This is a genomic window from Caloramator sp. ALD01 (genome assembly GCF_000472625.1).
Taxonomy (GTDB): domain Bacteria; phylum Bacillota; class Clostridia; order Clostridiales; family Caloramatoraceae; genus Thermobrachium; species Thermobrachium proteoclasticum.
This window is the reverse complement of record NZ_AXAA01000016.1, coordinates 42,724-68,466: the sequence shown is the minus strand read 5'-3', so window position 1 is coordinate 68,466 and position 25,743 is coordinate 42,724. Positions and strand designations below refer to the sequence as shown.

Here is a 25,743-nt window from a genome sequence, read left to right as displayed (position 1 = left end):
TTAGAGGTTTTAGAAAGAAAAGAATGCTTCAAATAAATATTATTGAGGATATAAGAGATGAGAGATTTACAATAGAAGATACCTGGAATAACCCAGTATTTGAAAAAACTTAATGCAACAATAAAATTGGAAATTAATTATTTAAATTTCTTGGGGTAGGGGGAGTTATAACTATTTTTATAATCTACAGGGATGGCGGAATACCATTTCTTCAATAAGATGTAATAAGATATAATTTCAGTAAAAATAAAAATTCTACTGGAATTTTACTGCGAAATCTCTGCTATATTATAGCTCCCCTTGACAATTTGGACAAACACCATAGAAATATAGTTTATGAGTATTTACTTTGTAGTTGGTGTAATTTTCAACTTCCTCATTTAAATGCTCAAATACAGCATCCTCTATATCGTCAACCCTACCACAGCTTGTGCAGACAATGTGGGGATGAGTATTTACGTTTGCATCAAATCTAAAATTATCTTCTCCTACATTCAATTCTTGTACCAATCCAAGCTCTATTAGAGTTTTTACTGTCTTATAAACTGTTGCAAGGCTCATTGTAGGAAAATCTGGTCTTAATGCTTCATATATCATTTCTGCTGATGGGTGAGATTTGGTTGACTTAAGGTACTTGTATATAGCATATCTTTGTGGTGTCAATTTTAAGTTTTTTTCTTTGAATAATGCAGTTAAATTATCCATCTTCACCATCCTTCTTTAAGGAAAAATATTATCTATTAATATTTTACATCTAATAACATTCTACGTCAAAGGTTTTTGACGTTTAAATATTGTGTAAATTAGTAAAATTAAAGTAATTAATGAAAGAATTGCTGAATATTCACGTATAAGGTTTTTAAACAGTCTTAGCTTATAGAAGTTCCCTGTTAGAAAGTCTAAATTGTAACAGGAGTTTCCTATTAAATCTAATACAAATTTTCCCCACTTTGTTACATAAAGCGTATTAATTTGAACTTGGCTTGAAATAGCCGTAATATTAGTGTATTTGTTTAGAGTGCTTAAGTCAATATTTTTGGACAAAATATTTATTTGATTTTTTTTAAGATAATATTCGGCTGTTGAAGTTAAATCTCTTTGATTTTTAGAATAGTTTATTACAGAGTTTAATGAATTTCCTATATCCTCAAGAAGAACTAAATCGTAATTTTCAAAGCTTCCATGCAGCATATTTAATCCAATTTTATTTTGGTTATACCCTGATAAAAATGCAAATATTATTGTTCTGTCAGGTTTTATTAGCTTTTGATACTGAACTGCACGTATAACTTCAAGCATTATGCTGGAGGTTATCAAGTTGCCAATGTTTGAATTATAAATCTTATCGTCTATTTTATATTCATCATCATAAAAAACTGCAAAGATTATTGGATTATATAGTTTATTTTTCCCTTCTATAACACCATATATGTTTTGAAGTGTTGTTTCCTTTATCTCTGCACCAGATTTTACTCTAACTTCATATCCCTTACTTGTTAAATATTTTAATTCATCATAAACAGTCTGTGATACCAATAATTTAGTTAAACCGTCTTTGTAATTATAGTAGGTTCCATTATATAGATTAGAAGTTAACATTAAATCTCCTTCTTTGACAGGGCTTATAACTGCAGATATTCCTATTTTTTTTAGTTTAATATCTATATTGAATATCTCATAAAGATTTTTATCTTTATATATATCTGTTAATGCTATTGAGGATTTATATTTTACATTATTTAAGTTCTCTGTCTCTATTATCTGCGGTACATCCATATAGATGCCTGGCGATATCGCACCTCTATAATCTTCAAAGTATTCGGTTACATATTCATATCTTTTAACAACCTTACCATACTTTGATATTACTTCAAGGGTAGATTGATGTTTCTTATTTGGCATAAGGGTTGTATATCTATGGATATAGGATTTTTCAGTAGGTTTTAGTCTATTTGATTTAAAAAATTTTTCTATATATGAAGAAGAACTTTTAATATATTCTTCATAATTTTTAGAGCTTTTATACCTGCTATATAATGCGTTGTAATTTGTAAGACAAAAGGACGTAGAAAAACCGTCTGTTTTAAAGTTTTGACCAAGATTTGAAAGAAGTATAATCAATACTAATATAGTTATAAGCAAAAAGTATACCCTTTTACCCCTAAGGTCGTCCATAAAAAAACCTCCCTAAAATATTTTGAAAATTGATAAAATTAATAATTTATGATACAATTAAAATAAGATAATGAAAGTGGTGATGTTTATGTTTATTTATCTTTTTACTTTTATTTTAATGGGTTTTAATATACTTATATGTTGTCATTTTATATTAAATTCACTACTAAAGTCAAACTATTCTTCAGTCTTAAGAATTGATAAAGGAAATATACAGGATAATATGTAGTACAAGTTACTTTAACCGCCTAATAGGCGGTATTATTTTGGTAAAAATATAACAATTAATATAAATAATGTAATAAAATTTTGTTTGAAAAATGTTGAGTTTTTGATAAAATTATTATGGAAAGGAGCGTGGGGATAATGCTTGTGAATGACTGGAAAGAATTTTTGATTCCCTACGAGCAGGCAGTTGAGGAACTAAAGATAAAGTTTAAAAGTATGAGAAAACAATATAGGAGCAAGAAGGAATATTCTCCAATTGAATTTGTTACAGGTAGAGTAAAGGAGATCTCAAGTATACTGGAGAAGGCAAAAAAACTTGACATCCCTCTTAATAAGATAGCAGAAGAAATGGAGGATATAGCTGGTATTAGAATAATGTGTCAATTTGTTGAGGATATATATAAGGTAGTTCAGCTGATTAGGCAGAGGGATGGAAAGGATTTAAAGATTGTATATGAAAAGGACTACGTAAAAAACAAAAAGGAAAGTGGATATAGAAGCTACCACGTAATAATAAAATATCCAGTTCAAACGGCAGATGGAGAGGTAGAAATACTTGCAGAAATACAGATAAGAACTCTTGCAATGAACTTTTGGGCTACAGTTGAACATTCATTAAATTATAAATATAAGCAAAGCATTCCAACTGAAGTAAAGGAAAGGTTAAAGAGGGCGGCAGAGCTTGCATTTCTTTTAGATGAAGAAATGTCTGAGATAAAAGAGGAAATAATTGAGGCTCAAAAGATGTTTGAGGAAAAGTCAAGTATTATATCTGATATACTTGATAATATAATTACACTTTACTCACTTGGTAAGATATCAGAGTCAACAGATTACCAAGATAGATTTAATAGGCTGCTTGAGTCGGGGGATATAATTGAATTTAAAAAACTTCTTGATGAGATTAAAAAGAAGGTACAACAGTATAGATTGGAACAATTCCAAATTGAGGAGTAGGTTTGTTAGGCATCAGAATAAATTCATTTAGTAAATTTATTCTGATGCCTATATTTATTTTATATTATTGAATTTGCCTTTGAAGTTAACCTTATTCCAACCTTTCCTCTGCTTGTCTCTATATATCCGTTTTGTTGTAATATATTTAGCTTGCTTCTTATCTGCTGTTCTGAAAGGTTTAAACCGCATTCAAAGGAGAGCTCCGATAGAGTTTTTCTTCCAATTATTTTTCTATTTGCGTTAAAATCCTTTATAGTTTTTAGGATAAAAACTTCTATATCGTCAAGACTACAGTGTCTTTTTGTAGAAATTAAATCTTCAGGGAGGTGGTGAGGCTTTATAACATCATCTTCTATAATTGCAAGTATGTATTCAACTGTATTTTCCAGTTCACGAACATTACCAGGCCAGTTGTAGGATAAAAGTATATCCTTTACCTCCTTTGATACTTCAAGTGGGTATTCTGATTTTTTATCCAAAAAGTAGTTGAATAGATGAAGGATATCATCCCTTCTATCTCTTAATGGAGGTAATTTTATATAGAGCTTTTTTAGCCTGTAGTAGAGATCCTCTCGAAATTTCCCCTCCCTCACAAGTGTAAAAAGATCCTTATTTGTTGCAGCAATTATTCTAACATCAATAGGTATAGGCATACTTCCGCCAACCTTTAAAATCTCCTTTTCTTGAAGAACCCTCAATAGCCTTAACTGTATTTTGGGAGTTATATCGCCAATTTCATCTAAAAATATAGTTCCTCCATTTGCTATTTCAAATAGCCCTATTTTTCCACCCTTTTTAGCACCTGTGAAGGCACCTTCCTCGTATCCAAATAATTCACTCTCTATTATTTCTTCAGGAAGTGATGCAAAATTTATTGCTAAAAATGGGGCATTTTTACGCTTGGAGTAGTTGTGGATAGAACTTGCAAATAGTTCTTTTCCTGTACCGCTCTCACCTGTTATTAGAATGCTAAAATCACTTTGGGACAATTTTTTACTTATGTTTATTAGATCCTTCATAACAGGGCTTTTATGTATTATGTTTTCAAAGGAGTATTTTGCAACATACCCTCTATTTTTGATTTCTTTTCTAAGTTTATTTTCTATATTAATTCTTTCTCTTGCGTTCTTTAAAATACAAATGCTAAGTTCGGGCTCATAGCTTAATTCCTTTATTGCTATATATTCACATCCGTTAAAATAGAGTATAGATTCGCTTGATTTTTGATTAGATATAAATGATTTAATTTTATATAGATTATCATCATAATCCTCTGTCTGCATAAGCTTCCTTGCAGAGTTATTTATGAATTTCATATCTAAATTTCCATCAAAACATATTATTGCATCATCAATATGGTTTATAAGGCGAGTGAGAAGTTCATTCAATTCCTTAATGTTTTTGTTTTTTGTATAGAGTTCTCTACTTAGGGAGATTATTTTGTTTATATATCGGGCTGATATGTTGTGGGATTTTTTGTTGAGCATTGAAAGGTTTGAGAGTATTTCTACGATTGTTGTTATATCAATTATTCTTGGCCCAATGTCAATTACATTTTTAATGTTATGGGGTACAAGATGTGGTTCTCCAGGGGTTATTGCATATTTATAATTTGATGTATCTATATTTAAATTTGGATAGTAGGGAGTGTAGTTTATAAAGTCAAATCCAAAGTTTTTTAATAGTTCAATTGATTCAATTGCTGTTTCATAGGTGTCGTTTACTAAAAGTACGTTTTCATTTGGGTTTATATATAGTATTTTATCAAGATTCGATAGGTTTAGGGTTCTTCTTGCAACAATTATTTTGCAGTTATCCCTAATTAAAGGTTTGACTGAGTCGAGTATAAGAGGGGATGTTACAAGTACAAGTGAATTTGATATGGGATGAAGAATATCATCATCTGTTGCAAAGGCTGAAATTTCAAGATTATCCCCCAAAAGAGTAGTGATTTGGTCTACAATTTCCTTTTTAGTTGATGAGGTTCCAGAAAATATAACGAGCTTATTCATAACCCACCCCCAAATTTAATAGAGCCTTAAGTACAGATAAGCAACATTCATCATCCTTTTTAAGAGTAGGATGGTGAATGTTGCTATTTTTATTTTGAGTTTTATATTATTTTATTTATATTAAGGGATTTATAAAACAATATTACATCTTTTCAACTACATCAATTCCAAGTAGTGCAAGTCCGTTTTTAATAACAAATGTTGAAGCTTCAACTAATTTTAATCTTGCAGCCTTTAGCCCCTCATCTTCACAGGATAGTATTGGACATAGGTTGTAGAATTTGTTGAAGGCCTTTGCAACGTCTATTATATATCTTGTAACTATTGATGGTTCGTATTTTTCAATTGCAAGAAGTATAGCTTCATTGAAGGATGCAAGTAATTTTACAAGTTCAAATTCCTCTTGAGAAGAAAGCTTTGTAAAATCAGCTGATGTATTAAGTTTTTCCTCCTCTGCACGACGAAGTATGCTCTTTGCCCTTGCATAGGAGTATTGAACGTATGGTCCTGTTTCACCATCAAAGCTTAATATATCATCAAAGTTGAATATGATTTCTCTTTCTCTGTTGTTCTTTAGGTAAGTAAATATTACAGCACCAAGTCCAACTTTCTTCGCAACCTCATCTTTATTTTCAAGTGATGGGTTCTTTTCTTCAATAGCCTGTTTTGCACGTGCTATTCCTTCGTTTAGAAGGTCTTCAAGGAATATTACATCTCCCTTTCTTGTTGAAAGTTTTTTATCGGCAAATTTAACAAGACCAAATCCAACGTGAACACAGTTGTCTGCCCAATCATATCCCATAAGCTTTAGAGTGGTGAAGACTTGTTTAAAGTGTAGAGACTGATCCATACCAACTACATAGATATTCTTATAAAAGTCGTAGGTCTTTTTTCTATAGATTGCTGCAGCAAGGTCGCGTGTTGCATAAATTGATGCACCATCAGCCTTTAATATTATACAAGGAGGCATATTGTATTCATCAAGATTTACAACCTGTGCTCCCTTACTTTCTACAAGAAGATTTTTTTGCTTTAACTCTTCAACAACTGCATCCATTTTATCGTTGTAGAAGCTCTCACCTGCATAGGAGTCAAACTTTATATTTAACATATCATATATTCTATTGAATTCCATAAGGCTTACATCTTTTATCTTCTGCCATAGTTTAACCTCTTTTTCGTGTCCATCTTCAAGATTTTTAAAGTGTTGTCTTGCAATATCCTCAAGGGATGGATCTTTTTCTGCCTCATCGTGGAATTTAACATATATTCTAAGAAGTTCCTTAATAGGTTCCTTTTGTAGTGCCTCTTCATCCACCCAGCGTTCGTATGCTGCAATTAGCTTTCCGAATTGTGTTCCCCAGTCTCCAAGATGGTTTATACCTACACAGTTATATCCCTGTGAAGAAAGTATTTTGTATAGAGAATTTCCTATTGCTGTTGAACATAGGTGTCCAACGTGGAAGGGTTTTGCAATGTTTGGTGATGAGAAGTCTATTGTAACAGTTTTGCCTTCACCTATTTTAGAATGACCATAGTTTTCCCCTTCAGTTAATATTTTTTCTATAACACCCTTTGAGAAGGAGGCCTTATCCACGAAAAAGTTTAGATATCCTCCAACTGTTTCAACCTTTTCCAATCCATCTTTATCTATTTTTTCGGATAGTTCCTGTGCAATTAAATTTGGAGCCTTTCTAAATACCTTTGCAAGTTGGAAACAAGGAAATGCAAAATCCCCCATTTCAGGTTTTGGTGGGATTTCAATAAGTTTTTGTACATCGTCAACATTAAGTTCTGCAGCCTTTGCAATCTTTTCTGCAATTATTAACTTATAGTTCATTTTTACACCTCCGATATATGTAGAATATTGTTTACATTGTCTAATAAAAATGGAAATAAAAAAAACCGCCTCTATAATAGAGGCGGTTGTCCGCGGTACCACTCTAATTGGCTAAAAGCCCACTTATTTAGATAACCCACAGGGGTCTTACCATACTTGCAGATGCTTTCTGGCAGAGTCTCCAAGGCTCTTTTCCCAAAAGGTCTGTGTAGAGCTTCCACCGTCCTCTACTCGCTAAGACAGATGTCTTAAGGTACTCCTCCTCTTCATAGACTTTTAAATATTGAGTTTTAAACATTATTATAAAATATTAATTGCAATAATTCAAGGTTTATCTGTTGGGATTTACCTTATTTTCATTGCCATTTAAAAGTCTTTTGATATTGCTTCTATGTAGATATACTATAAAAAGTGAAAGTGCTAAAAGAACGATTAAAAGTTTTACATTTTTGTATTTGTAGAAGAAAATTAGAGTAATTATAAAACAGGAGAGCATTGATGCAACTGATACATAGTTGGTGGCGTGCTTTAATATTTTCCAAATAACTAAAAGTACAATACCAAGTAAAAAGTCGAGTGCAAATATTATTCCAAAGAAGGATGAAACACCTTTGCCTCCCTTGAATTTTGCAAATATAGGGTAACAATGTCCAAGTAGGGCACATATCCCAACGAATGCAGCAGCCTCCATAGATAGATATTGCTTTGCTATAAGTACAGGTAGGAAGACCTTAATTACATCAATAAAGGAGACTACAAATCCTGCCTTTTTTCCAAGAACTCTTCCTGCATTTGTTCCACCCATATTCTTAGAACCGTGTTCTCTTATATCAATATTATAAAAGGTTTTGCCAATTACCACACCTGTTGGGAAAGAGCCGCAGAGGTAGGCTGTAATAAAAAATAATAAGTTCTTCATTTTTACCTCCATTTGTTTTAAATTATGATATATATATTTTATATTATATTTAACAGATATGACAAGGATGTTTTTTTGGTTGTTATTGGCGAAAATATAATTAAAAATTTAACCAAATATAGGCTATTATAGGGTAATAAAAAGAGCATAGAAGAGTTGATTTATTATATACGTATTTTTTAAAAATTAAAAACAAGATTGGCATAGTTGTTGCTTAATATATTTTAAATTTATTTAAAAAGGAGAGGTTGAGATGCTTATATTTATAAAAAATATAGAGGTTTATTCTCCAGAATATAAAGGTAAGAAAAATATATTGATATTGGATGATAAAATTGCCTATATTGGAGATGACGATATTGATTTAAAACTACCTTTTCCTGTAAAGGTGATTGATGGCTCAAAGTATTATGCCTTTCCTGGATTTATTGATGGCCACGTACATATAACAGGTGGTGGAGGAGAGGGAGGATTTGCAACAAGAACTCCTGAGATAGTTTTATCGGACATTATAAAAGGAGGTATTACAACAATAGTAGGTTGCCTTGGAACTGATGGTGTTACAAGAAGTATGGAAAACCTTTATGCAAAGGCAAAGGCACTTGAGGAGGAGGGAGTAAGCACATATATCTACACAGGTTCCTATAGGGTTCCTACAACTACTTTAACAGGAAGTGTTATGAAGGATATTATGATGATAGATAAGGTTATTGGAGTTGGAGAGGTTGCACTATCCGACCACAGGTCGTCACAGCCAAGCATAGATGAAATAAAAAGGCTTACTGCAGATGCAAGGGTTGGAGGAATTCTCTCTAAAAAGGCTGGAGTTGTAAATATTCATTTAGGTGATGGAGATAGGATGTTAGGTTATTTGAAGGAGATAGTAGATACAACTGAAATACCAATAACACAATTTTGGCCAACACACATAAACAGAAATCCAAGCCTCTTTAAAGAGGGGATTGAATATGCAAAGAAGGGTGGATTTATTGATTTTACAACAAGTTCAGATCCAGTGTTTTGGGAAGAGGGAGAAGTAAAGGCAAGTAGGGCCATTAGAATTTGTCTTGAAGAGGGCGTAGGGGAGGAGAATATAACATTAACTTCGGACGGTCAGGGAAGCCTTCCTCAATTTAATGAGAAGGGTGAGTTTGTAAAGCTTGGTATAGGAAGGGTTACTTCGCTGTATAAAGAGGTTAGGGATGCAGTACTTGAAGATAAGGTTCCTATAGATAAGGCTTTAAAATGTATAACAAAAAATCCAGCAAGGATATTAAAGCTAAATAACAAGGGAAGAGTAGATGTTAATATGGATGCAGATTTAGTTTTAGTGGATAAGGATAGTTTAGAAATAGAAACAGTTATTGCAATGGGAAAAATTTTAATGGAGGATAAAAATATTTTATTTAGGGGAACATTTGAATAAAATTTTAGAGTAAATGACAACCTCATCAAAAAAGAGTTATAAATTGATGGGGTTTTATTTTTTGAAAAGAATTGATTAACAAGTTAATGTAAATATTGTAATAAAATCTATATTAATGTATAATTATGGTATGTTTATTGGGGGGTGTATTATGAGAATAAAAAGAAATTATGTGATATTTGGACTTTTTCTATGGATTGCAGCGTGGGTTGGTAACGTATATTATTTTAAAGTTTTAAAGGAACCTTTCTTTTTAAAACATTATTATGAGGTAAGAGAGGGAATGCAAACTATTAGTCTTTATTATATAGATATGGCTAATAGGGAGGATAACATAACCTCTATATATTTTCCTGAAATTGATTATAAACCAGTTATATTAAATAAAACAATTAGTATACATTCAGGAAATTATGATTTAAAGTGTATAGAATTAAATCTATTGCAGGGAGATGACAAGGAAATTTTAGATAAAATTAAAAATACACTTGTTACTAAGAGTGAGGTTGAATATAAAAATGGAGAAAAAAGAGTTATTGACATAGGAAGAATTTATATATATACAGAAAATAAAATAAACAGCGATATTTTAAGCTTTAGATCAATAAGTAGTATTTCAGGTGGTAGAACGATAGCTACATTTAGAGCCAATGATAACTTAAAGATAAAAAAATTGAACTATGAGTTTATGGATATGGATGGTCTATTAGGACTAAAGGTTAATGGTAAAGTGGTTAATGGTGATGAGCCTTCAACAATAATAGCAAAGGATGAAGAGTTAACGGTAGAAGCAAACTTTGAATTTAATAAAGAAAGTAGTATGAAATACAATGTATATAACTTTTTTGTGAATGTAGAATTTGAAACTTTAGATGGTAAAATGGGTGTTAACTCCTTTGCAGTAAATAATCAGTTTATAGGCAAGGATATCTTTAATGCACTTAAATATTCAAAAAGTGGGGTGAATAAATAGATGAATAAAGGAGCATATAAATATCTTTTTTGGGGTATGATGTATATATTTTTGAATATTCATATAGGATATTTAAATATACTTCCTAATTTTGTTGGATATATATTTATTCTTTATTCACTAAACTTGTTATCTGGTGAAATAGAAATTTTAAACAAGGCAAAATTACCAACAATAGTGTTAATTCCAATAGGAATAAAGGACATTCTTGAGCAGAATTATTTATACAAATTACTTGAAACGCAGTATAGTATAATTATTTTGAAGTTCTTAAATTCTTTAGAAGTGGTTTTATTTTTATATGTTCTTTATATTTTATGTCAAGGAATTTCTTCTGTTTTAAGGGATAGAGGACTTTTAAAAATAGAAAAATCCATAAATAATGCATTTAGAACATTTTTTATATTTTCAGTTTTAGTTATATTTTTTGATCCATTTTCCTTAAATCTTCCTTTGGAATTTGGGTATATTGCCATTATTTCTGCAATTGTATGTTGTATTATAGGGCTGTATTTAGGGTATCTTTTTAAAAAGATTGGAGATGCGATATAAGAATAAATTGAAATTTTAAAATAATTAGTGATAGATGTTTCTTAACTTTAGTAAGTGATTGTTAAACTATAATTAGTAAGTAACATAAAATTTATTTAGTCTATTATTAAATATATAGGTGGTTTGATTTTAAAAAAGCCCCATGAAAGGATTTCAATAGGCTTTTTCATGAGCTTTAGCAATTCTTAGCTTTTCGGCTTTGAAAAGTCCGTAATTCGGCACAGGACGTGCCGAGCCGAGCGGCCATCAGGACGATGGCATCGCGAGGGTAGGACTTTTTCAAACAAAGAAAAACTTAGAATTGCTTAGCGAAATGAATGAATGCCTTAAAATCCTTCATGGGGCTAATCAATATATAACTTTTTCAACAATCTATAATTTATATATAAATTATAGCATATCTATTTACCCATAATTTTATATATTGCATCAAGGGTATATTTTACCTCTTCTTCTGTATTCATATGGCCAAAGCTAAACCTTACTGTTCCCTTTGGGAATGTGTTTAGTGTCTTATGGGCAGATGGTGCACAGTGTAGCCCAACCCTTGTCATAATTCCATAATCTCTATCTAATAAAAAGGCAACCTCTGAATTGTCTATATCTTCAAAGCAGAGTGAGACAACAGGAGCCCTATTTTTAATATCTTCGTATCCAATTAGCTTTATTCCATCTATGTTCTTTACCCCATCTATAAATAATTTAGTTAAATAAAGTTCTTTTTCTCTAATTGCCTTTGTTGTTTCCTTCTGTATGTATTTTAATGATGCATTAAGTCCATATATTGCAGGAAGGCAAAGGGTTCCTGCCTCAAATTTATCGGGAAGATATTCAGGTTGCTCTTCGGATTCAGAGAGGCTTCCTGTTCCACCTTCAATTAATGGGGTTATTTTTGATGCAAATTCGTTTGTTATAATAAAACCTCCTATTCCTTGAGGTCCAAGAAGTCCCTTGTGACCTGTAAAACATAATGCACTTAGATTTGCTTTTTTAAAGTCTATGTCAAATACTCCTGCAGTTTGAGCACTATCTAAAACAAAATGAATATTATATTTTTTAAAAATAGAGCCAAGTTTTTCTATATCCTGCATTGTACCACAAACATTTGAGGCGTGGGATATTACTGCCATCTTTGTATTTGGCTTGATTAAGCCTTCAACCACATCATAGTCTATTTGACCAAATACATCACAGGGTATTTTCGTGAATTCAATTCCTAATTTTTTAAGGCTATTAAGTGGCCTCATTACTGCGTTGTGTTCCATAGAAGATACCAGAATATGGTCACCAGGTTTTAAAAATCCCTTTAAAAGCATATTTAAACTTTGGGTTATGTTCATAGTAAAGACTGTGGATAGAGGATTGTTAAATTTAAATAGGTTGCATAGAAGTTCCCTTGTTTCATATACTATCTGTGCCGCAGAGTAGGAATTTTGATAGCTTCCACGTCCAACGTTACTTCCTATATTTTCTATAAAATCACATACAGCTTTTGAAACACATTCTGGTTTTGGGTATGTGGTAGCAGCATTATCTAAGTATACTCTTTTCACTGTATCACTCCTTTAGGTAAATGTGTCAATTATATTTTAACATATTATTAATATTAATTTGTAATTTTTTATATAATGTTATAAAATAAAAATAAAAAGGGGTTGATAAGATGAGCAAGCCGCTAATAGGGATAACTTGTGACTATATGATTTCAGATAAGGATTTATCTTTAGGGCAGGAGAGAAATTATGTTGCAAAGGACTTTATTGATGTAGTTATGGAGGCTGGAGGAGTACCAGTTTTAATTCCTATTATAAACAGTGAAGAGGATTTATTAAAGATAATGGATACATTAGATGGAATTATATTATCTGGTGGTTCAGATGTAAATCCAATATACTATGGAGAAGAGCCATCCCTTCATGTTGGTTTTACATATACTCCAAGGGATTTGTGTGAACTTTTTATAGTAAAGGCGGCAATAGAGAAGGATATGCCTATACTTGGAATTAGCAGAGGTCAACAGATAATAACTGTTGCCTTTGGAGGAAAGCTATATCAAGATATAAGTGATGTTGAGGGAACATATATTAATCACTTTCAAAGGGCAGGGATACACGATATAGGCCATTATGTTGATATAAAGAAGGGTACAAAGCTTTATGAGGTGTTTGATACTGAGAGGATATTAGTAAATAGTTTCCACCATCAATCTGCAAAGGTAGTGCCGAAGAATTTTATAGTATCTGCCTATTCATCAGATGGGGTAATTGAGGCTATAGAGCATGAAAGTAAACCTATTATGGCAGTCCAATGGCATCCAGAGCTTATGGCAAAGAAGCATCCAGTTATGACAAGGTTATTTGAGTATTTTGTAAAGCAGTGTGTATAAAAAAGAAGACACAAGGCGATACGTGCCTTGTCAATCTGTTGAAAAAGTTATTTATTGATTAGCCCCATGAAGGATTTTAAGGCATTCGTTCATTTCGCTGAGCAATTCTAAACTTTTCTTTGTTTAAAAAAGTCCTACCTTCGCGATGCCATCGTCCTGATGGCCGCTCGGCTCGGCACGTCCTGTGCCGAATTTAGGACTTTTTTAAAGTCGAAAAGCTAAGAATTGCTAAAGCTCATGAAAGAGCCCAATAAAATCCTTTCATGGGGCTTCTTCATACTTTAGCTAACAAGTGGGTTTGTCAACAATCTCACAAGGTGATGGGCACCTTATTATGCGTTAGTTGGAGGAGTAAATACTCTTGTGGAAAGTTGCTCGTCGACAGAATAAAGAGCACTTACATCATTTCCTATTCTTTCAAGCTTTTTAATTAGTGAATTAACGGTAGCTTCTTCCTCAACCTGTTCGTCAATAAACCACTTTAAGAGGCTCATTGTTGCGTGTTCTCTCTCTTCAAGTGCAATATCCATTAGTTCATATATTCTCTTAGTTACCTTCTTTTCGTGTTCAAGGGCTGCCTTTAGAGCATCAAGGGCAGAACTATATTCATTTTCTACATCTGGTATTCCTTTGAAGAAAATTCTTCCCTCCATTTCGTTTATGTAAGAATAGAACTTCATTGCGTGGAACTTTTCTTCTTCTGCTTGAACTCTAAAGAAGTTTGCAAATCCAGGTAAATCAATTGATTCAAAATATGCTGACATAGCAAGATAAATATGTGATGAATAGAATTCAAAGTTCATTTGGTCGTTTAGTTTTTCGAATAATCTTTGTGATACCATAATAGTACCTCCTTTGTAAAAATAATTTATGGATAATAATTATATAATAACATTAATTTTCTAAAAAGTACAGTTGCTTAGTTAATAAATTATAATATTACATATTATTCAGATTGTTGACAAACTTGTTTGGTAGCTAAAACCTGAAAAAGCCCCATGAAAGGATTTCAAAAGGGCATATTTCATGAGCTTTAGCAATTATTGCTTTTCGACTTTGAAAAAGTCCNNAATTCGGCACAGGACGTGCCGAGCCGAGCGGCCATCAGGACGATGGCATCGCGAGGGTAGGACTTTTTCAAACAAAGAAAAGCTTAGAATTGCTTAGCGAAATGAATCGATGCCCCAAAATCCTTCATGGGGCTAATCAATATATAACTTTTTCAACAGCCTGTATAATATTACATATTATTGTAAGCACAGAGGGTAGAGGTTTTAGTTTAATTATAAAATTGTGTTTGAAAGTATTATTAATGAAATTGGCTGAACTTCTATTGATGATTGGAAGCTTTTCTGTGGAGTATCGTATATATTGTTTTTATCTACATATAAGTACCAATTGCCTTCAGGAAGATTAAGCTTTACTGTATTATTGTTTGCATTGTAAATTATAATTATATCCTTAAAACTATCATAATTAGCATAGTCCTTTAGCATAAACATAACAGTATTTTTAGGTGTTTCAAAAAATTCAATGTGTTTTTCTATAAGTTCTCTATCCTTCATTCTTATGGCAGGGTGTTTTTTTCTAAAATTAACAAGTCCCTTTAGATAATTGTAAACATCAATGTTTTTAACCTTAAGACTCCAATCCACCTTATTTATTTCATCCTTTGCGTTGTAGCTATTTTCAACACCTTTTTTGGTTCTTAAAAATTCATCTCCAGAATGAATAAAGGGTACACCCTGTGATGTTAAAACAATGGAGTAGGCCAATTTATGCATACTTTTTAAATCTTCAAAACTATCCTTTGCATTAGATATATTAAGTTTATCCCATAAAGTATGGTTGTCGTGGCAGGATATGTAGTTTATGTTTTGGCAAGGTGTTACATAAAGATTAGGAAGTCCCTTTACACATTCCTTTATTGTATCTTCAAGATCTGAGGCTCCGCTTACAAACCCCTTTTCCTTATATTCAAATACACTACCACGAACGGAATTTCTTATTGTATCATTGAAGAATCCTATTCCTAAAAGTTTACTTGAGTTTTTCTGTATAGCTCTTTTTTCTTCTTCTATTCCTGTTGGTATATTCCAGCCCTCTCCATATATCATTGCATATGGATTTATTTTTAATACTTCATCTCTTACACGGTTCATCGTTTCTACATCGTGAAGCCCCATTAAGTCAAATCTATATCCATCTATATGATATTCTTTAGTCCAATATTTTACAGAGTCTACTATAAATCTTCGCATCATATAATTTTCAGATGCTGTGTCATTTCCACAACCGCTTCCATTTATAAAGCTTCCATCAAGATTTTTTCTGAAATAATAACCTGGTACTAATCCTTCAAAATGTGTCTGCTGTGCTTCATACATATGGTTATATACAACGTCCATATTAATTCCAATTCCAATGCTATGTAGTTTTTGAATTAATTTTTTTAGTTCTATTATCCTACTCTTTGGTGAAAATGGGTTTATTGAATAGGAACCTTCTGGACAGTTGTAGTTTTGAGGATCATACCCCCAATTATATTTATCAAGAGGGTATTTTTCATCAACACTTTTATAGCTAAAATCATACATAGGCATTATTTGTACGTGGGTTATACCAAAATCCTTTATATGGGAAAGGGCTGTTTGTACTCCCTCAAAGGCTGTATTTTCTTCTGTTAGGCCTAAAAACTTTCCTTTAAGATTTACACTACTTGTAGAATCAATTGTAAAATCCCTTATACTGAGCTCATAAACTATTGCGTCAACGTTTGCATTTAATTTAATATACCTATCTTCCTCAAACCCTTCAGGATTTGTTGATTTTAAATCAACTACTGCACCTCTTAGTCCATTTACTCCAACTGCATAGGCATATGGGTCAACTACAATGTTTCTTTTCCCAAATACAAAGGCTTCATAATTATAAAAAATTCCATCCAAATCACCGTTGACTTTTGTGTAATAAACCCCCTTATCTAATTTTTTCATTTCATATACTTCGGGTTCTTCATCTATAGTTGGGTCAAAATTTTTATAAAGTAGAAGGTTTATTTTTTCTGCCACAGGTGACCAAACATAAAACTCTGTAAATTCTTTATTATAAATATATCCCAGCGGACCATCATAGGCATAAATAAGATTAAATTCATCTGTTTTAAATAGAGGAGAGTAATTTACGTTAAGCAAATATCCTTCTATTAAAATATGGCATTGCTTTTTAATATCAATATGACCTTTTATGTTTATACATATGTCGTCTCCACAAAGGTTAATTCTTTGTATTTCGTGGTTTATGTCCTTTTGAAATATTTTTATTCTGGTATTCTTGTTTATTCTTATTTTATTTTCTTTGATTCCGTGTACTACTATTTGGCTAAAGCTCTTTAGGTATGAAAATAACATATTTATTTCTCCCTTCAAAATATAGTGTCTTTTACTATTTTATATTTTTTTTATAAAAAAAGGAATATACAAAGTTAATAACTTTTTGGCTGTTTAAAAAGTTATATATTGATTAACCCCATAAAGGACTTCTTGGGCATCCATTCTGCGGCTTTAGCAATTCTAAGCTTTTTTGTTAGAAATAGTTCTATATTGCAGTGTCAATGTCTCCCCCCTATTTTTTATACTAATATCAACAAATATTTGTTAAATTAAATTAATATAAAATATAAATACAATAAAAAATAATGCGAAAAATTAAAATTAGAGGTAAAATATTTATGGTGTGTTAACTATTTAACAAGTATTTAGGGGGGATTATATGATAAACCTAACCATTGATGGAGTTAAAATTTCAGTTGAAGAAGGAACGACCATACTTGAAGCTGCAAGATTGCTTGGGAAAGATATTCCAACTCTATGTCACGATGAAAGATTAAAGCCCCACGGTGCTTGCAGAATATGTGTTGTTGAGGTTGAAGGAGCAAAAAGCCTTTTGGCATCCTGTTCAACTCCTGTTCAGGAGGGGATGGTAGTACATACTGAGTCAAAGAGTGTTATTGAGGCAAGAAAAACTGTGTTGGAACTTTTAATTTCAAACCATCCATTAGATTGTTTAACCTGTGAAAAGGCTGGAGACTGCAAATTACAGGATTACTGCTATAGATATGACATAAAAGAGGACAAGTATGGTGGAGAAAAAATAAAATATGAATTGGATGATAGCAATGAATTTTATATTTGTGATCAAAATAAATGTATACTTTGTGGAAAGTGTGTTAGGGTATGTAATGAACTTCAATGTACTGGTGCCATAGGTTTTGCAAAACGTGGATTTTATACTCATATAGCAGTTCCATTTGATAGAAAATTATATGAGTCTGACTGTGTATCCTGTGGTAACTGCGTTGCAGTATGTCCAGTTGGAGCTCTAACTGTTAAAAAGAGGGACAAGTATAGAGCTTGGGAGGTTAAAAAGGTTAGAACAACCTGTTCCTACTGTGGTGTTGGATGTCAGATGTATCTACTTGTAAAGGATGACAAGGTTGTGGGAGTAGAACCTTGTTTTTCAGAGCCTAATAAAGGGCTTATGTGTGTAAAGGGAAGATTTGCATACAATTTCATAAACCATAGGGATAGATTGAAGAAGCCACTTATAAAGAAAAATGGAGAATTTGTTGAAGTTGAGTGGGATGAGGCATTAGATTATGTTGCATCAAGGCTTAAAAAGATTAAGGATGAGTATGGTTCAGATAGTATTGCAGGATTTGCTTCTGCAAGATGTACAAATGAAGATAACTATATGTTTCAAAAGTTTATGAGGGCTGTGATTGGAACGAATAATGTAGACCACTGTGCAAGACTTTGCCACGCTACAACGGTTACAGGTCTTGCGACAACCTTTGGAAGCGGTGCTATGACAAACAGTATAGGAGAACTTGAGAAGGCAGACTGTATATTTATAATAGGTTCAAATACTACTGAAACACATCCTGTTACAGCAACCTATATAAAAAGAGCAAAATTAAATGGAGCAAAGATTATTGTAGCAGACCTAAGAGAAATAGAATTAACAAAGGGTGCAGATGTGTTTATGCAGCTAAAACCTGGAACTAATGTCGTGCTACTTAATGCTATGATGAATGTAATAATTGAAGAGGGTCTTCAGGATAAAAAGTTTATTGAAGAAAGATGTGAAAATTTTGATGAACTTGTAGAGATAGTAAAGCAATATACTCCAGAGAAGGTAGAAGAGATAACAGGAGTGAAGGCCGAGCTTATAAAAGAAGCAGCACGACTTTATGCAATGAGCGAAAAATCAAGTATAGTATATTCAATGGGAATAACTCAACATTCATCAGGAGTAGAACACGTTTATTCAGTTGCAAACCTTGCAATGCTTTGTGGTAAGATTGGTAAGGAAGGCTGTGGAGTAAATCCTCTTCGTGGACAAAATAATGTTCAGGGAGCTTGTGATATGGGATGTCTACCAGATGTCTTCCCTGGTTACCAAAAAGTATTTGTAAAGGAAAACCTTGAAAAATTCGAAGAGGCTTGGGGAGTTAAACTTTCAGATAAGGTTGGATTGACTGTTCCTGAAGTATTCAAAGCTGCACACGATGGAAAAGTAAAGGCTCTTTATATTATGGGAGAAAATCCAATGGTTTCAGACCCAGATATAAAGCACGTAGAGGAAGCATTAAAATCTTTAGAATTCCTTGTTGTTCAGGATATATTTTTAACAGATACTGCAAAACTTGCTGATGTTGTTCTACCTGCTGCAAGCTTTGCTGAAAAGGATGGAACATTTACAAATTCAGAAAGAAGAGTGCAAAGGGTTAGAAGGGCAATAAATAGCGTAGGAGAAGCAAGAGAGGACTGGAGAATTATTAAGGAATTGATGATAAGATTAGGGTATGAATGCAGCCTAAATTCATCTAAGGATGTAATGGAGGAGATTTCAAAGCTTACTCCACAATATAGAGGTATAGACTATGAAAGAATTGAGGAAAAGGGACTACAGTGGCCTGTTTTAGATAAGAATCATAGTGGAACACCAATACTTCACGTAGAAAAATTTGCAAGGGGTAAGGGATTGTTTAAACCAGCCCATTATAAAGCGGCGGCAGAAACACCAGATTCTGAATATCCTTTGATACTTACAACTGGTAGAGTTCTATATCATTATCATACTATGACAATGACAGGCAAGAATGAAGGTTTAATGAATATAGTTGGTGAGCCATTTGTGGAAATAAACCCAATGAACGCCTCAAAGCTTGGAATTAAAGATGGAGAGATGGTTGAGGTAACATCAAGAAGAGGAAGTGTAAAGGTTAGAGCAAAGGTTACAGAGAGAATAGAAGAGGATGTAGTATTTATGCCATTCCACTTTAAGGAAGCAAATACTTTAACTAATACAGCATTGGATGAAGTTACAAAGGAACCGGAATTAAAGGTTTGCACTGTAAGAATAAATAGGTTATAATAAGGGAGGTTCTCTCCCTTGTTATAATTTTATCAATAGAAAGGAGATGCTGTATGGAAAAAAGAATGTTAGTACCAAATGAAATTGTTGATGAAACAATTGCTGCTGGTGTAAAAAAATCAAAGCTTAAGACTTTGCAAATGATTATTTTAGGAATTATTGGTGGTGCTTTTATTGCACTTGGTGGTTATTCTTCTGCTGTTGCCAGCCATTCAATAGAAAACTTTGGTGTAGCAAAGCTGGTAGCAGGTACGGTTTTCCCAGTTGGACTTATGATGATACTACTTGGGGGAGGAGAACTTTTTACAAGCAACACAATGATGTTAATTGGTGTTGTTGATGGTAAAGTAGAGCTTAAAAAGATGTTTAAGAATTGGTTTTTTGTTTATTTTGCCAATCTAATAGGTTCAATAATAATAGCATATTTGATATTTGCTTCAGGTGGACTTGATGTAAACGGAGGAAAACTTGGGGCCTATGCATTAAAGGTTGCAGCCTATAAGGGAAGTTTACCCTTTTATAGAGCCTTTACAAGTGGTATACTATGTAATATATTAGTGTGCATAGCAGTATGGATGTCTTATGGTGCAAAGGATATTATACATAAGATATTTGCTGTGTGGTTTCCTATTATGGCCTTTGTTGTTGCAGGATATGAACACTGTGTTGCCAATATGTATTATTTTTCAATAGGCCTATTTGCAAAGACTAACCCAGCCTATGCAGAAGTAGGGCATTTTACAGCTGAAAAATTATCCCATATATCAATTGGTTCAATGATACAAAATTTAATTCCTGCAACTTTAGGTAACATTGTTGGCGGGGCAGTATGTATTGGTCTTATGTATTATTTAGCATTAAAGAGAATACCAGCAAAAGTTGAAGTAAGTAAAGGATTAAAAATGTAATGATAATTTAAATTTTTAATGAGTGCCATGAAAAAATAGGTGTTTTTCATGGCACTTTGGTTAAGGGGTGGTTTTTTGAAAAAGGTTTCTACAGCAGCTATTCTCTGTGGTGGCAAAAGTTCAAGAATGGGTTTTGATAAAAGTAAAATAGTAATTAATGATAAGTTATTAATAGAACATATTGCAGAAAGGCTAAATACAGTATTTGATGATATTGTTTTAGTAACAAATGATAAAAATAAATTTAATACAAAATTTAGAGTTGTTGAGGATGTTATAATGGATTGTGGCCCAATTGGTGCAATTTATACAGCTCTTTTAAACTCTAAGTCACAGTATGTTTTTGTTATTGGATGTGATATGCCCTATGTTAACTTAGATTATATAAAATATTTGATTGAGGTTATAAATACAAGGGAGGTTGAATGTTTAATAACTCAAAAGGGTGGATACTTTGAACCTTTATACTCCTTTTACTCTATTGATATTAAGGAAAGATTAAGGGAGGCAATAGATAGAGGAAGGTTTAAGATAATGGATGTAGTAAAGGATTGTAGTGTTTTATATACAAACGATGAAGAGGTTGAAAAATATATATCTAATGAGGATATGTTTACCAACTTAAACTACAGGGAGGATTTAGAAAAACTAAAAAGCGGGGGAATTTTTGATGGATGTTATAAGCTATAAAAAAATATGTATTTTTAAAGACGGAGAAAAAATTGAAAAGGAAGATGGCATAATTGTTGAAAAGCCTATAAATTTATATATAAATAACTATTATTATGTTACACTTATGTGTCTACCTCAAAATCTTAAGGAGCTTTCTGTAGGATTTATAAAGACTGATGGAGTCATTGAGAAGTTTGATGAAATAGAAAGTATAAGTGTATTAAATGAAGGTGTTTATATAAATCTTGCAGATAAAAATAGAGAAATAAAAAGAAAAGAGAGTGCATTAACTTCAGGATGTGGAAGGGGAAGTGTTCATATAAGTTTAATGCATAGTGAAAATTTAAAAAAAGTAGAGAGCAATAAAAAGTTTTTATCAGGGGATATATTAAGTAATGTTAATAAATTTAATAAAGAGAGCAGCTTGTTTTTAGAGACAGGTGGAGTACATAGTGCCGCTTTATGTGGGAATAATATAATTGTTAGAATGGACGATATAGGTCGTCATAATGCTGTTGATAAAGTTATAGGCTATGGACTTGAAAAGGGAATTGAGTTTTATGATAAATATATAATCACATCTGGAAGGATATCATCGGATATGGTAATTAAGGCGTCAAGAATAAACCTTCCATTAATTGTTTCACATTCTGCACCAACATCTTTGGCAGTTGATTTGGCTAAGATGTGTAATATAACACTTATAGGTTTTGCAAGGGGAAATAGATTAAATGTTTATACTGGATTTGAAAGAATTGTGTAATGAATTTTATGTATCTTGTATAAATTTCTTGTATTTTAAAATTTTTTTGTATGCAATCGATTGCATTTTTTAAAAGTATGTTGTATAATAACCAATGTAAGATTAATTAAACGTTTAAGGAGGATAAGAAATGAGCAAGAAGTTACCAACTGCAGCATATTTCTGTATGGAATACGGTCTTGATACAAACTTTAAGATTTACTCAGGCGGACTTGGGATATTAGCAGGAGATATTATAAAGGCAGCAAAGGACTTAGAAGTTCCTATGGTTGCTATAGGTATTAAGTGGAAGCAAGGTTATGTTGATCAATACATAGGAGAAGACGGAAAGACTGTTGACACTTATCGTGTTTATGAATACGACTTCTTAGAAGATACAGGAGTTAAAGTGCCAGTTGAAATAAGAGATAGAAAGGTATGGCTAAAGGTTTGGAAGTGTGAAAAGTTTGGAAACATTCCATTATACCTACTTGATGCAGATTTAGATGAAAACTCAGATAGACTACTTACTGCACAACTATATGGATGGTTTGCAGAAGAAAGAGTTGCTCAAGAAATAATACTTGGTGTAGGTGGAGTTAGAGCATTAAGAGAGCTTGGAATAGACGTTGATGTATATCACTTCAACGACAACCACCCAGTATTTGCAGGACTTGAGCTTATAAGAGAAAAGATGGAAGAAGGAATGAGCTTCAATGAAGCATTAGAAGCAACAAGAGAAGAAATAGTATTTACAACTCATACTCCTGTTCCAGCAGGAAACGAAGTTCATCCACATAGATTACTTGAATATATGGGAGCTTATCTACATTTAGATTATTGGCAAATGAAGAAGCTTGGTGGAGACCCATTCAATATGACAGTTGCAGCACTTAGAATGGCAAGAATAGCAAATGGTGTTGCTCAACTTCATAAGGAAACAGCAAATGAAATGTGGTCATTTGTTGAAGGAAGACCAGAGATACTTGGTATCACAAACGGAGTACACAATGGTACATGGCAAGATGCAAGAATAAGAAGGGCATATGAAGAAGGTGAAGATCTACTTAAGGTTCACCAAGAAATTAAAAAGGAACTTATTGCATTTGTTGAAAAGAGAACAGGTGTTAAGCTTGATGCAGATAAGTTATTAATTGGTTTCTCAAGAAGAGCTGCTCCATATAAGAGAAGCAACCTTATATTCACTGATGAAACATTAATTGCTCCATATTTAGAAAGTGGAAAGATACAAATAATATTTGCTGGTAAGGCACATCCAAACGACTACACAGGAAAGGGTATTATAGCTGATATAGTTAAGTATGCTAAGAAGTATCCAAACAGCGTTGTATTCTTAGAAAACTATGATATGGAAATAGGTGCAATGCTAACAAGAGGATGCGACATATGGCTAAATAACCCAAGAAGACCACAAGAAGCATCAGGTACATCAGGTATGAAGGCTGCTATGAACGGTGTTCTAAACTGCAGTATATTAGATGGATGGTGGCCAGAAGCTTGCAACCATGGAGTAAACGGATGGCAATTTGGTGATGGTAAGGGAGTTGACGACTTCGAAACACTTGAAGAATTAGATGCACATGATGCTAAGTGCCTATACAATGTTCTTCTAAATGAAGTTGTTCCAACTTACTATGAAAACAAGGCTAAGTGGGCAGAAATGATGAGAGAAAGCATTAAGTCAACTCAAGAAAAGTTCTCAGCTGCAAGAATGGTTAAGGAATACTATGATTTAATGTATATAAAGAAATAAGGCCAATAGGCCTTATTTCTTTTTGTTGAAAAAGTTATATAATGATTAGCCCCATAAAGGATTTCTTTGGCATTCGTTCATTTCGCAAAGCAATTCTAAGCTTTTCTTTGTTTGAAAAAGTCCTACCCTCGCGATGCCATCGTCCTGATGGCCGCTCGGCTCGGCACGTCCTGTGCCGAATTACGGACTTTTTCAAAGTCGAAAAGCTAAGAATTGCTAATGCTCATGAAAGAGCCTATTGAAATCCTTTCATGGGGCTTTTTCATACTTTAGCTAACAAGTAGGTTTGTAAAACAATCTGAATAAGGTCAATAGGCCTTATTTCTTTATTTTAGTTTACCAACTGGTGTGAGTTTTGATAGGATAGCTTCTTTATTATCGTGGCAGCTATTTATCTCGTCTGTCAAATCGCGTCCTGCCACAAGTCCAAAATGCACCCCATCAAGCCAAGTTTTATTTTTTGTAACGTCATAAATAATTCCATCTATTGCAACATAAGCAGGGTTTCCATTTGAACCATCAAATTTCAATAATTCATCCTTTGTTAAAATTAGCTCGGCTCTTTCATCTTTAATTATTTCCTTAATTAAATTACATTTTATATTTATAAGTTTAGTTACTAATTTCTTTGTGTTGTCATCTTCTCCGCTTAAAATTTCTGTGTAACTATTAATGTCATCAATTAGGGTAATAATAGCTTCTTCTTTGCTTCTCCTTTCATAATGAGGTTCATCTATTTCTATGTTTATATCATATTGTGAGAGTAACTTTGCTAAGTTAAGTAGAATATAACTGTGTTCTATAGATATGTTTTTCATATCTATTCCCCTTTTGTCCATTGTAAAGAGGATATTTGAAGTATTTTTTTCTCTATTTATTATGTTAATTAGTGAGGATATTTTTTGTATATCCATACTACACCTCCAATAAAACTTCTATCATATTAAAATATGAAAAAAATATTGAAAATAGAATAGTAATATTCTTTTTGGTTGAAAACTATTAATATATTGTGATATTATTAGATTTGTGCTAATTGGAGGTGTGACAGGTGATAAAGGTAGCAGTTGAAAGTTTAGACTTAGTAAATAGAATAGAAAATGTTTTAAAGGGAAGAAAAAATCTAATGTTCTATGATGGGAGAAGAGATGGGCTTGATGAGAATGTAGCCTTTAAATATTTTTATTCAAGTCCTAAGAATGCACTGGACTTTATAAATGTTGATATATTTGAAAGTCCTAAGGACAGTCTTTTTGGTGTAATAAATGTAATAATGGATTATGATGGTGGTTACGAAGAATGTAGCAGTGATTATGGAAATATCACAGTAGAAAAACTACAAATTAGAGGCGTTGATAAAATAAAAGTAGAGCTTTTATTAAATAAATATGGCGTTTCAAACATAGAGAATGCAATAGAGTTTTTTGAAGGATACATATTCAATAAGACTTTGATATAAAAAAAGCCTTGGGAAATCAAGGCTCAGGCTGATGAAAAGTTATATATTGATTAGCCCCATGAAGGATTTTAAGGCATCGGTTCATTTCGCAAAGCAATTCTAAGCTTTTCTTTGTTTGAAAAAGTCCTACCCACGCGATGCCATCGTCCTGATGGCCGCTCGGCTCGGCACGTTCTGTGCCGAATTACGGACTTTTACAAAGTCGAAAACCTAAGAATTGCTAATGCTCATGAAAGAACCTATTGAAATCCTTTCATGGGGCTTTTCAGATTTTAGCTAACA

General features: G+C 32.5%; 20 protein-coding genes and 1 other annotated feature. Of the genes, 11 read left to right on the top strand and 9 right to left on the bottom strand.

Annotation, left to right across the window (positions count from 1 at the left end):
* Positions 1 to 288 precede the first annotated feature (288 nt).
* Both A3M9_RS0108035 and A3M9_RS0108030 read right to left on the bottom strand, forming a co-directional pair.
* Positions 289 to 705: a Fur family transcriptional regulator gene (locus A3M9_RS0108035; protein WP_027308771.1), complete on the bottom strand. Its 417-nt coding sequence runs from the start codon at positions 703 to 705 to the stop codon at positions 289 to 291.
* 60 nt (positions 706 to 765) lie between these two features.
* Positions 766 to 2,175: a hypothetical protein gene (locus A3M9_RS0108030; protein WP_027308770.1), complete on the bottom strand. Its 1,410-nt coding sequence runs from the start codon at positions 2,173 to 2,175 to the stop codon at positions 766 to 768.
* 366 nt (positions 2,176 to 2,541) lie between these two features.
* Between A3M9_RS0108030 and A3M9_RS0108025 the strand changes: the two genes are divergently transcribed.
* Positions 2,542 to 3,360 (top strand): GTP pyrophosphokinase family protein, encoded by an 819-nt coding sequence (locus A3M9_RS0108025; RefSeq protein ID WP_027308769.1) that lies wholly within the window; start codon positions 2,542 to 2,544, stop codon positions 3,358 to 3,360.
* A gap of 59 nt (positions 3,361 to 3,419) precedes the next feature.
* On the opposite strand, the gene A3M9_RS0108020 is transcribed toward A3M9_RS0108025, so the two are convergent.
* The 3 genes from A3M9_RS0108020 to plsY form a co-directional block, all read right to left on the bottom strand.
* Positions 3,420 to 5,372: a sigma-54-dependent Fis family transcriptional regulator gene (locus tag A3M9_RS0108020; protein WP_027308768.1), complete on the bottom strand. Its 1,953-nt coding sequence runs from the start codon at positions 5,370 to 5,372 to the stop codon at positions 3,420 to 3,422.
* A gap of 142 nt (positions 5,373 to 5,514) precedes the next feature.
* Positions 5,515 to 7,212, bottom strand: coding sequence for an arginine--tRNA ligase (argS, locus tag A3M9_RS0108015; protein WP_027308767.1), 1,698 nt, complete (start codon positions 7,210 to 7,212; stop codon positions 5,515 to 5,517).
* A 75-nt stretch (positions 7,213 to 7,287) separates the two neighbouring features.
* Positions 7,288 to 7,491 (bottom strand) — a binding site (T-box leader).
* A 52-nt stretch (positions 7,492 to 7,543) separates the two neighbouring features.
* Positions 7,544 to 8,131, bottom strand: coding sequence for a glycerol-3-phosphate 1-O-acyltransferase PlsY (plsY, locus tag A3M9_RS0108010; RefSeq protein ID WP_027308766.1), 588 nt, complete (start codon positions 8,129 to 8,131; stop codon positions 7,544 to 7,546).
* A 253-nt stretch (positions 8,132 to 8,384) separates the two neighbouring features.
* On the opposite strand from plsY, the gene iadA reads away from it, so the two are divergent.
* The 3 genes from iadA (at position 8,385) to A3M9_RS0107995 (ending at position 11,082) form a co-directional block, all read left to right on the top strand.
* A complete protein-coding gene (gene iadA, locus A3M9_RS0108005) occupies positions 8,385 to 9,557 on the top strand; it encodes a beta-aspartyl-peptidase (RefSeq protein WP_027308765.1) in 1,173 nt (390 codons plus the stop codon).
* A 151-nt stretch (positions 9,558 to 9,708) separates the two neighbouring features.
* A complete protein-coding gene (locus tag A3M9_RS0108000) occupies positions 9,709 to 10,530 on the top strand; it encodes a hypothetical protein (RefSeq protein ID WP_027308764.1) in 822 nt (273 codons plus the stop codon).
* The gene (locus A3M9_RS0107995; RefSeq protein WP_027308763.1) at positions 10,531 to 11,082 is read left to right on the top strand and encodes a hypothetical protein; all 552 of its coding nucleotides are present in this window, start codon (positions 10,531 to 10,533) and stop codon (positions 11,080 to 11,082) included.
* Positions 11,083 to 11,483: 401 nt separating this feature from the next.
* Here A3M9_RS0107995 and A3M9_RS0107990 read toward each other — a convergent pair whose 3' ends face one another.
* A complete protein-coding gene (locus A3M9_RS0107990; protein WP_027308762.1) occupies positions 11,484 to 12,635 on the bottom strand; it encodes an aminotransferase class V-fold PLP-dependent enzyme in 1,152 nt (383 codons plus the stop codon).
* Positions 12,636 to 12,745: 110 nt separating this feature from the next.
* Here A3M9_RS0107990 and A3M9_RS0107985 point away from each other — a divergent pair, with 110 nt between their 5' ends.
* Positions 12,746 to 13,468, top strand: a complete 723-nt coding sequence (locus tag A3M9_RS0107985) for a gamma-glutamyl-gamma-aminobutyrate hydrolase family protein (RefSeq protein ID WP_027308761.1) — start codon at positions 12,746 to 12,748, stop codon at positions 13,466 to 13,468.
* Positions 13,469 to 13,800: 332 nt separating this feature from the next.
* Here A3M9_RS0107985 and A3M9_RS0107980 read toward each other — a convergent pair whose 3' ends face one another.
* Positions 13,801 to 14,310: a ferritin gene (locus A3M9_RS0107980; protein ID WP_027308760.1), complete on the bottom strand. Its 510-nt coding sequence runs from the start codon at positions 14,308 to 14,310 to the stop codon at positions 13,801 to 13,803.
* A gap of 441 nt (positions 14,311 to 14,751) precedes the next feature.
* The gene (gene pulA / locus A3M9_RS0107975) at positions 14,752 to 16,878 is read right to left on the bottom strand and encodes a type I pullulanase (RefSeq protein ID WP_084424711.1); all 2,127 of its coding nucleotides are present in this window, start codon (positions 16,876 to 16,878) and stop codon (positions 14,752 to 14,754) included.
* Positions 16,879 to 17,239: 361 nt separating this feature from the next.
* On the opposite strand from pulA, the gene fdhF reads away from it, so the two are divergent.
* The 5 genes from fdhF (at position 17,240) to glgP (ending at position 24,002) form a co-directional block, all read left to right on the top strand.
* Positions 17,240 to 19,906: a formate dehydrogenase subunit alpha gene (gene fdhF / locus A3M9_RS0107970; RefSeq protein ID WP_027308758.1), complete on the top strand. Its 2,667-nt coding sequence runs from the start codon at positions 17,240 to 17,242 to the stop codon at positions 19,904 to 19,906.
* A 53-nt stretch (positions 19,907 to 19,959) separates the two neighbouring features.
* Positions 19,960 to 20,814: a formate/nitrite transporter family protein gene (locus tag A3M9_RS0107965; protein WP_027308757.1), complete on the top strand. Its 855-nt coding sequence runs from the start codon at positions 19,960 to 19,962 to the stop codon at positions 20,812 to 20,814.
* Between the two features lie 75 nt (positions 20,815 to 20,889).
* Positions 20,890 to 21,504: a molybdenum cofactor guanylyltransferase gene (locus A3M9_RS0107960; protein WP_027308756.1), complete on the top strand. Its 615-nt coding sequence runs from the start codon at positions 20,890 to 20,892 to the stop codon at positions 21,502 to 21,504.
* The gene (gene fdhD, locus A3M9_RS0107955; protein WP_027308755.1) at positions 21,485 to 22,249 is read left to right on the top strand and encodes a formate dehydrogenase accessory sulfurtransferase FdhD; all 765 of its coding nucleotides are present in this window, start codon (positions 21,485 to 21,487) and stop codon (positions 22,247 to 22,249) included. The genes A3M9_RS0107960 and fdhD overlap by 20 nt, the downstream gene beginning before the upstream one ends.
* A 130-nt stretch (positions 22,250 to 22,379) precedes the next feature.
* Positions 22,380 to 24,002, top strand: a complete 1,623-nt coding sequence (glgP, locus tag A3M9_RS0107950) for an alpha-glucan family phosphorylase (RefSeq protein ID WP_027308754.1) — start codon at positions 22,380 to 22,382, stop codon at positions 24,000 to 24,002.
* 326 nt (positions 24,003 to 24,328) lie between these two features.
* Here glgP and A3M9_RS14215 read toward each other — a convergent pair whose 3' ends face one another.
* Positions 24,329 to 24,916, bottom strand: coding sequence for a cytochrome b5 domain-containing protein (locus tag A3M9_RS14215; protein WP_051350657.1), 588 nt, complete (start codon positions 24,914 to 24,916; stop codon positions 24,329 to 24,331).
* Positions 24,917 to 25,053: 137 nt separating this feature from the next.
* Between A3M9_RS14215 and A3M9_RS0107940 the strand changes: the two genes are divergently transcribed.
* Positions 25,054 to 25,461: a hypothetical protein gene (locus A3M9_RS0107940; RefSeq protein WP_027308753.1), complete on the top strand. Its 408-nt coding sequence runs from the start codon at positions 25,054 to 25,056 to the stop codon at positions 25,459 to 25,461.
* The last annotated feature ends 282 nt before the right edge of the window (positions 25,462 to 25,743 follow it).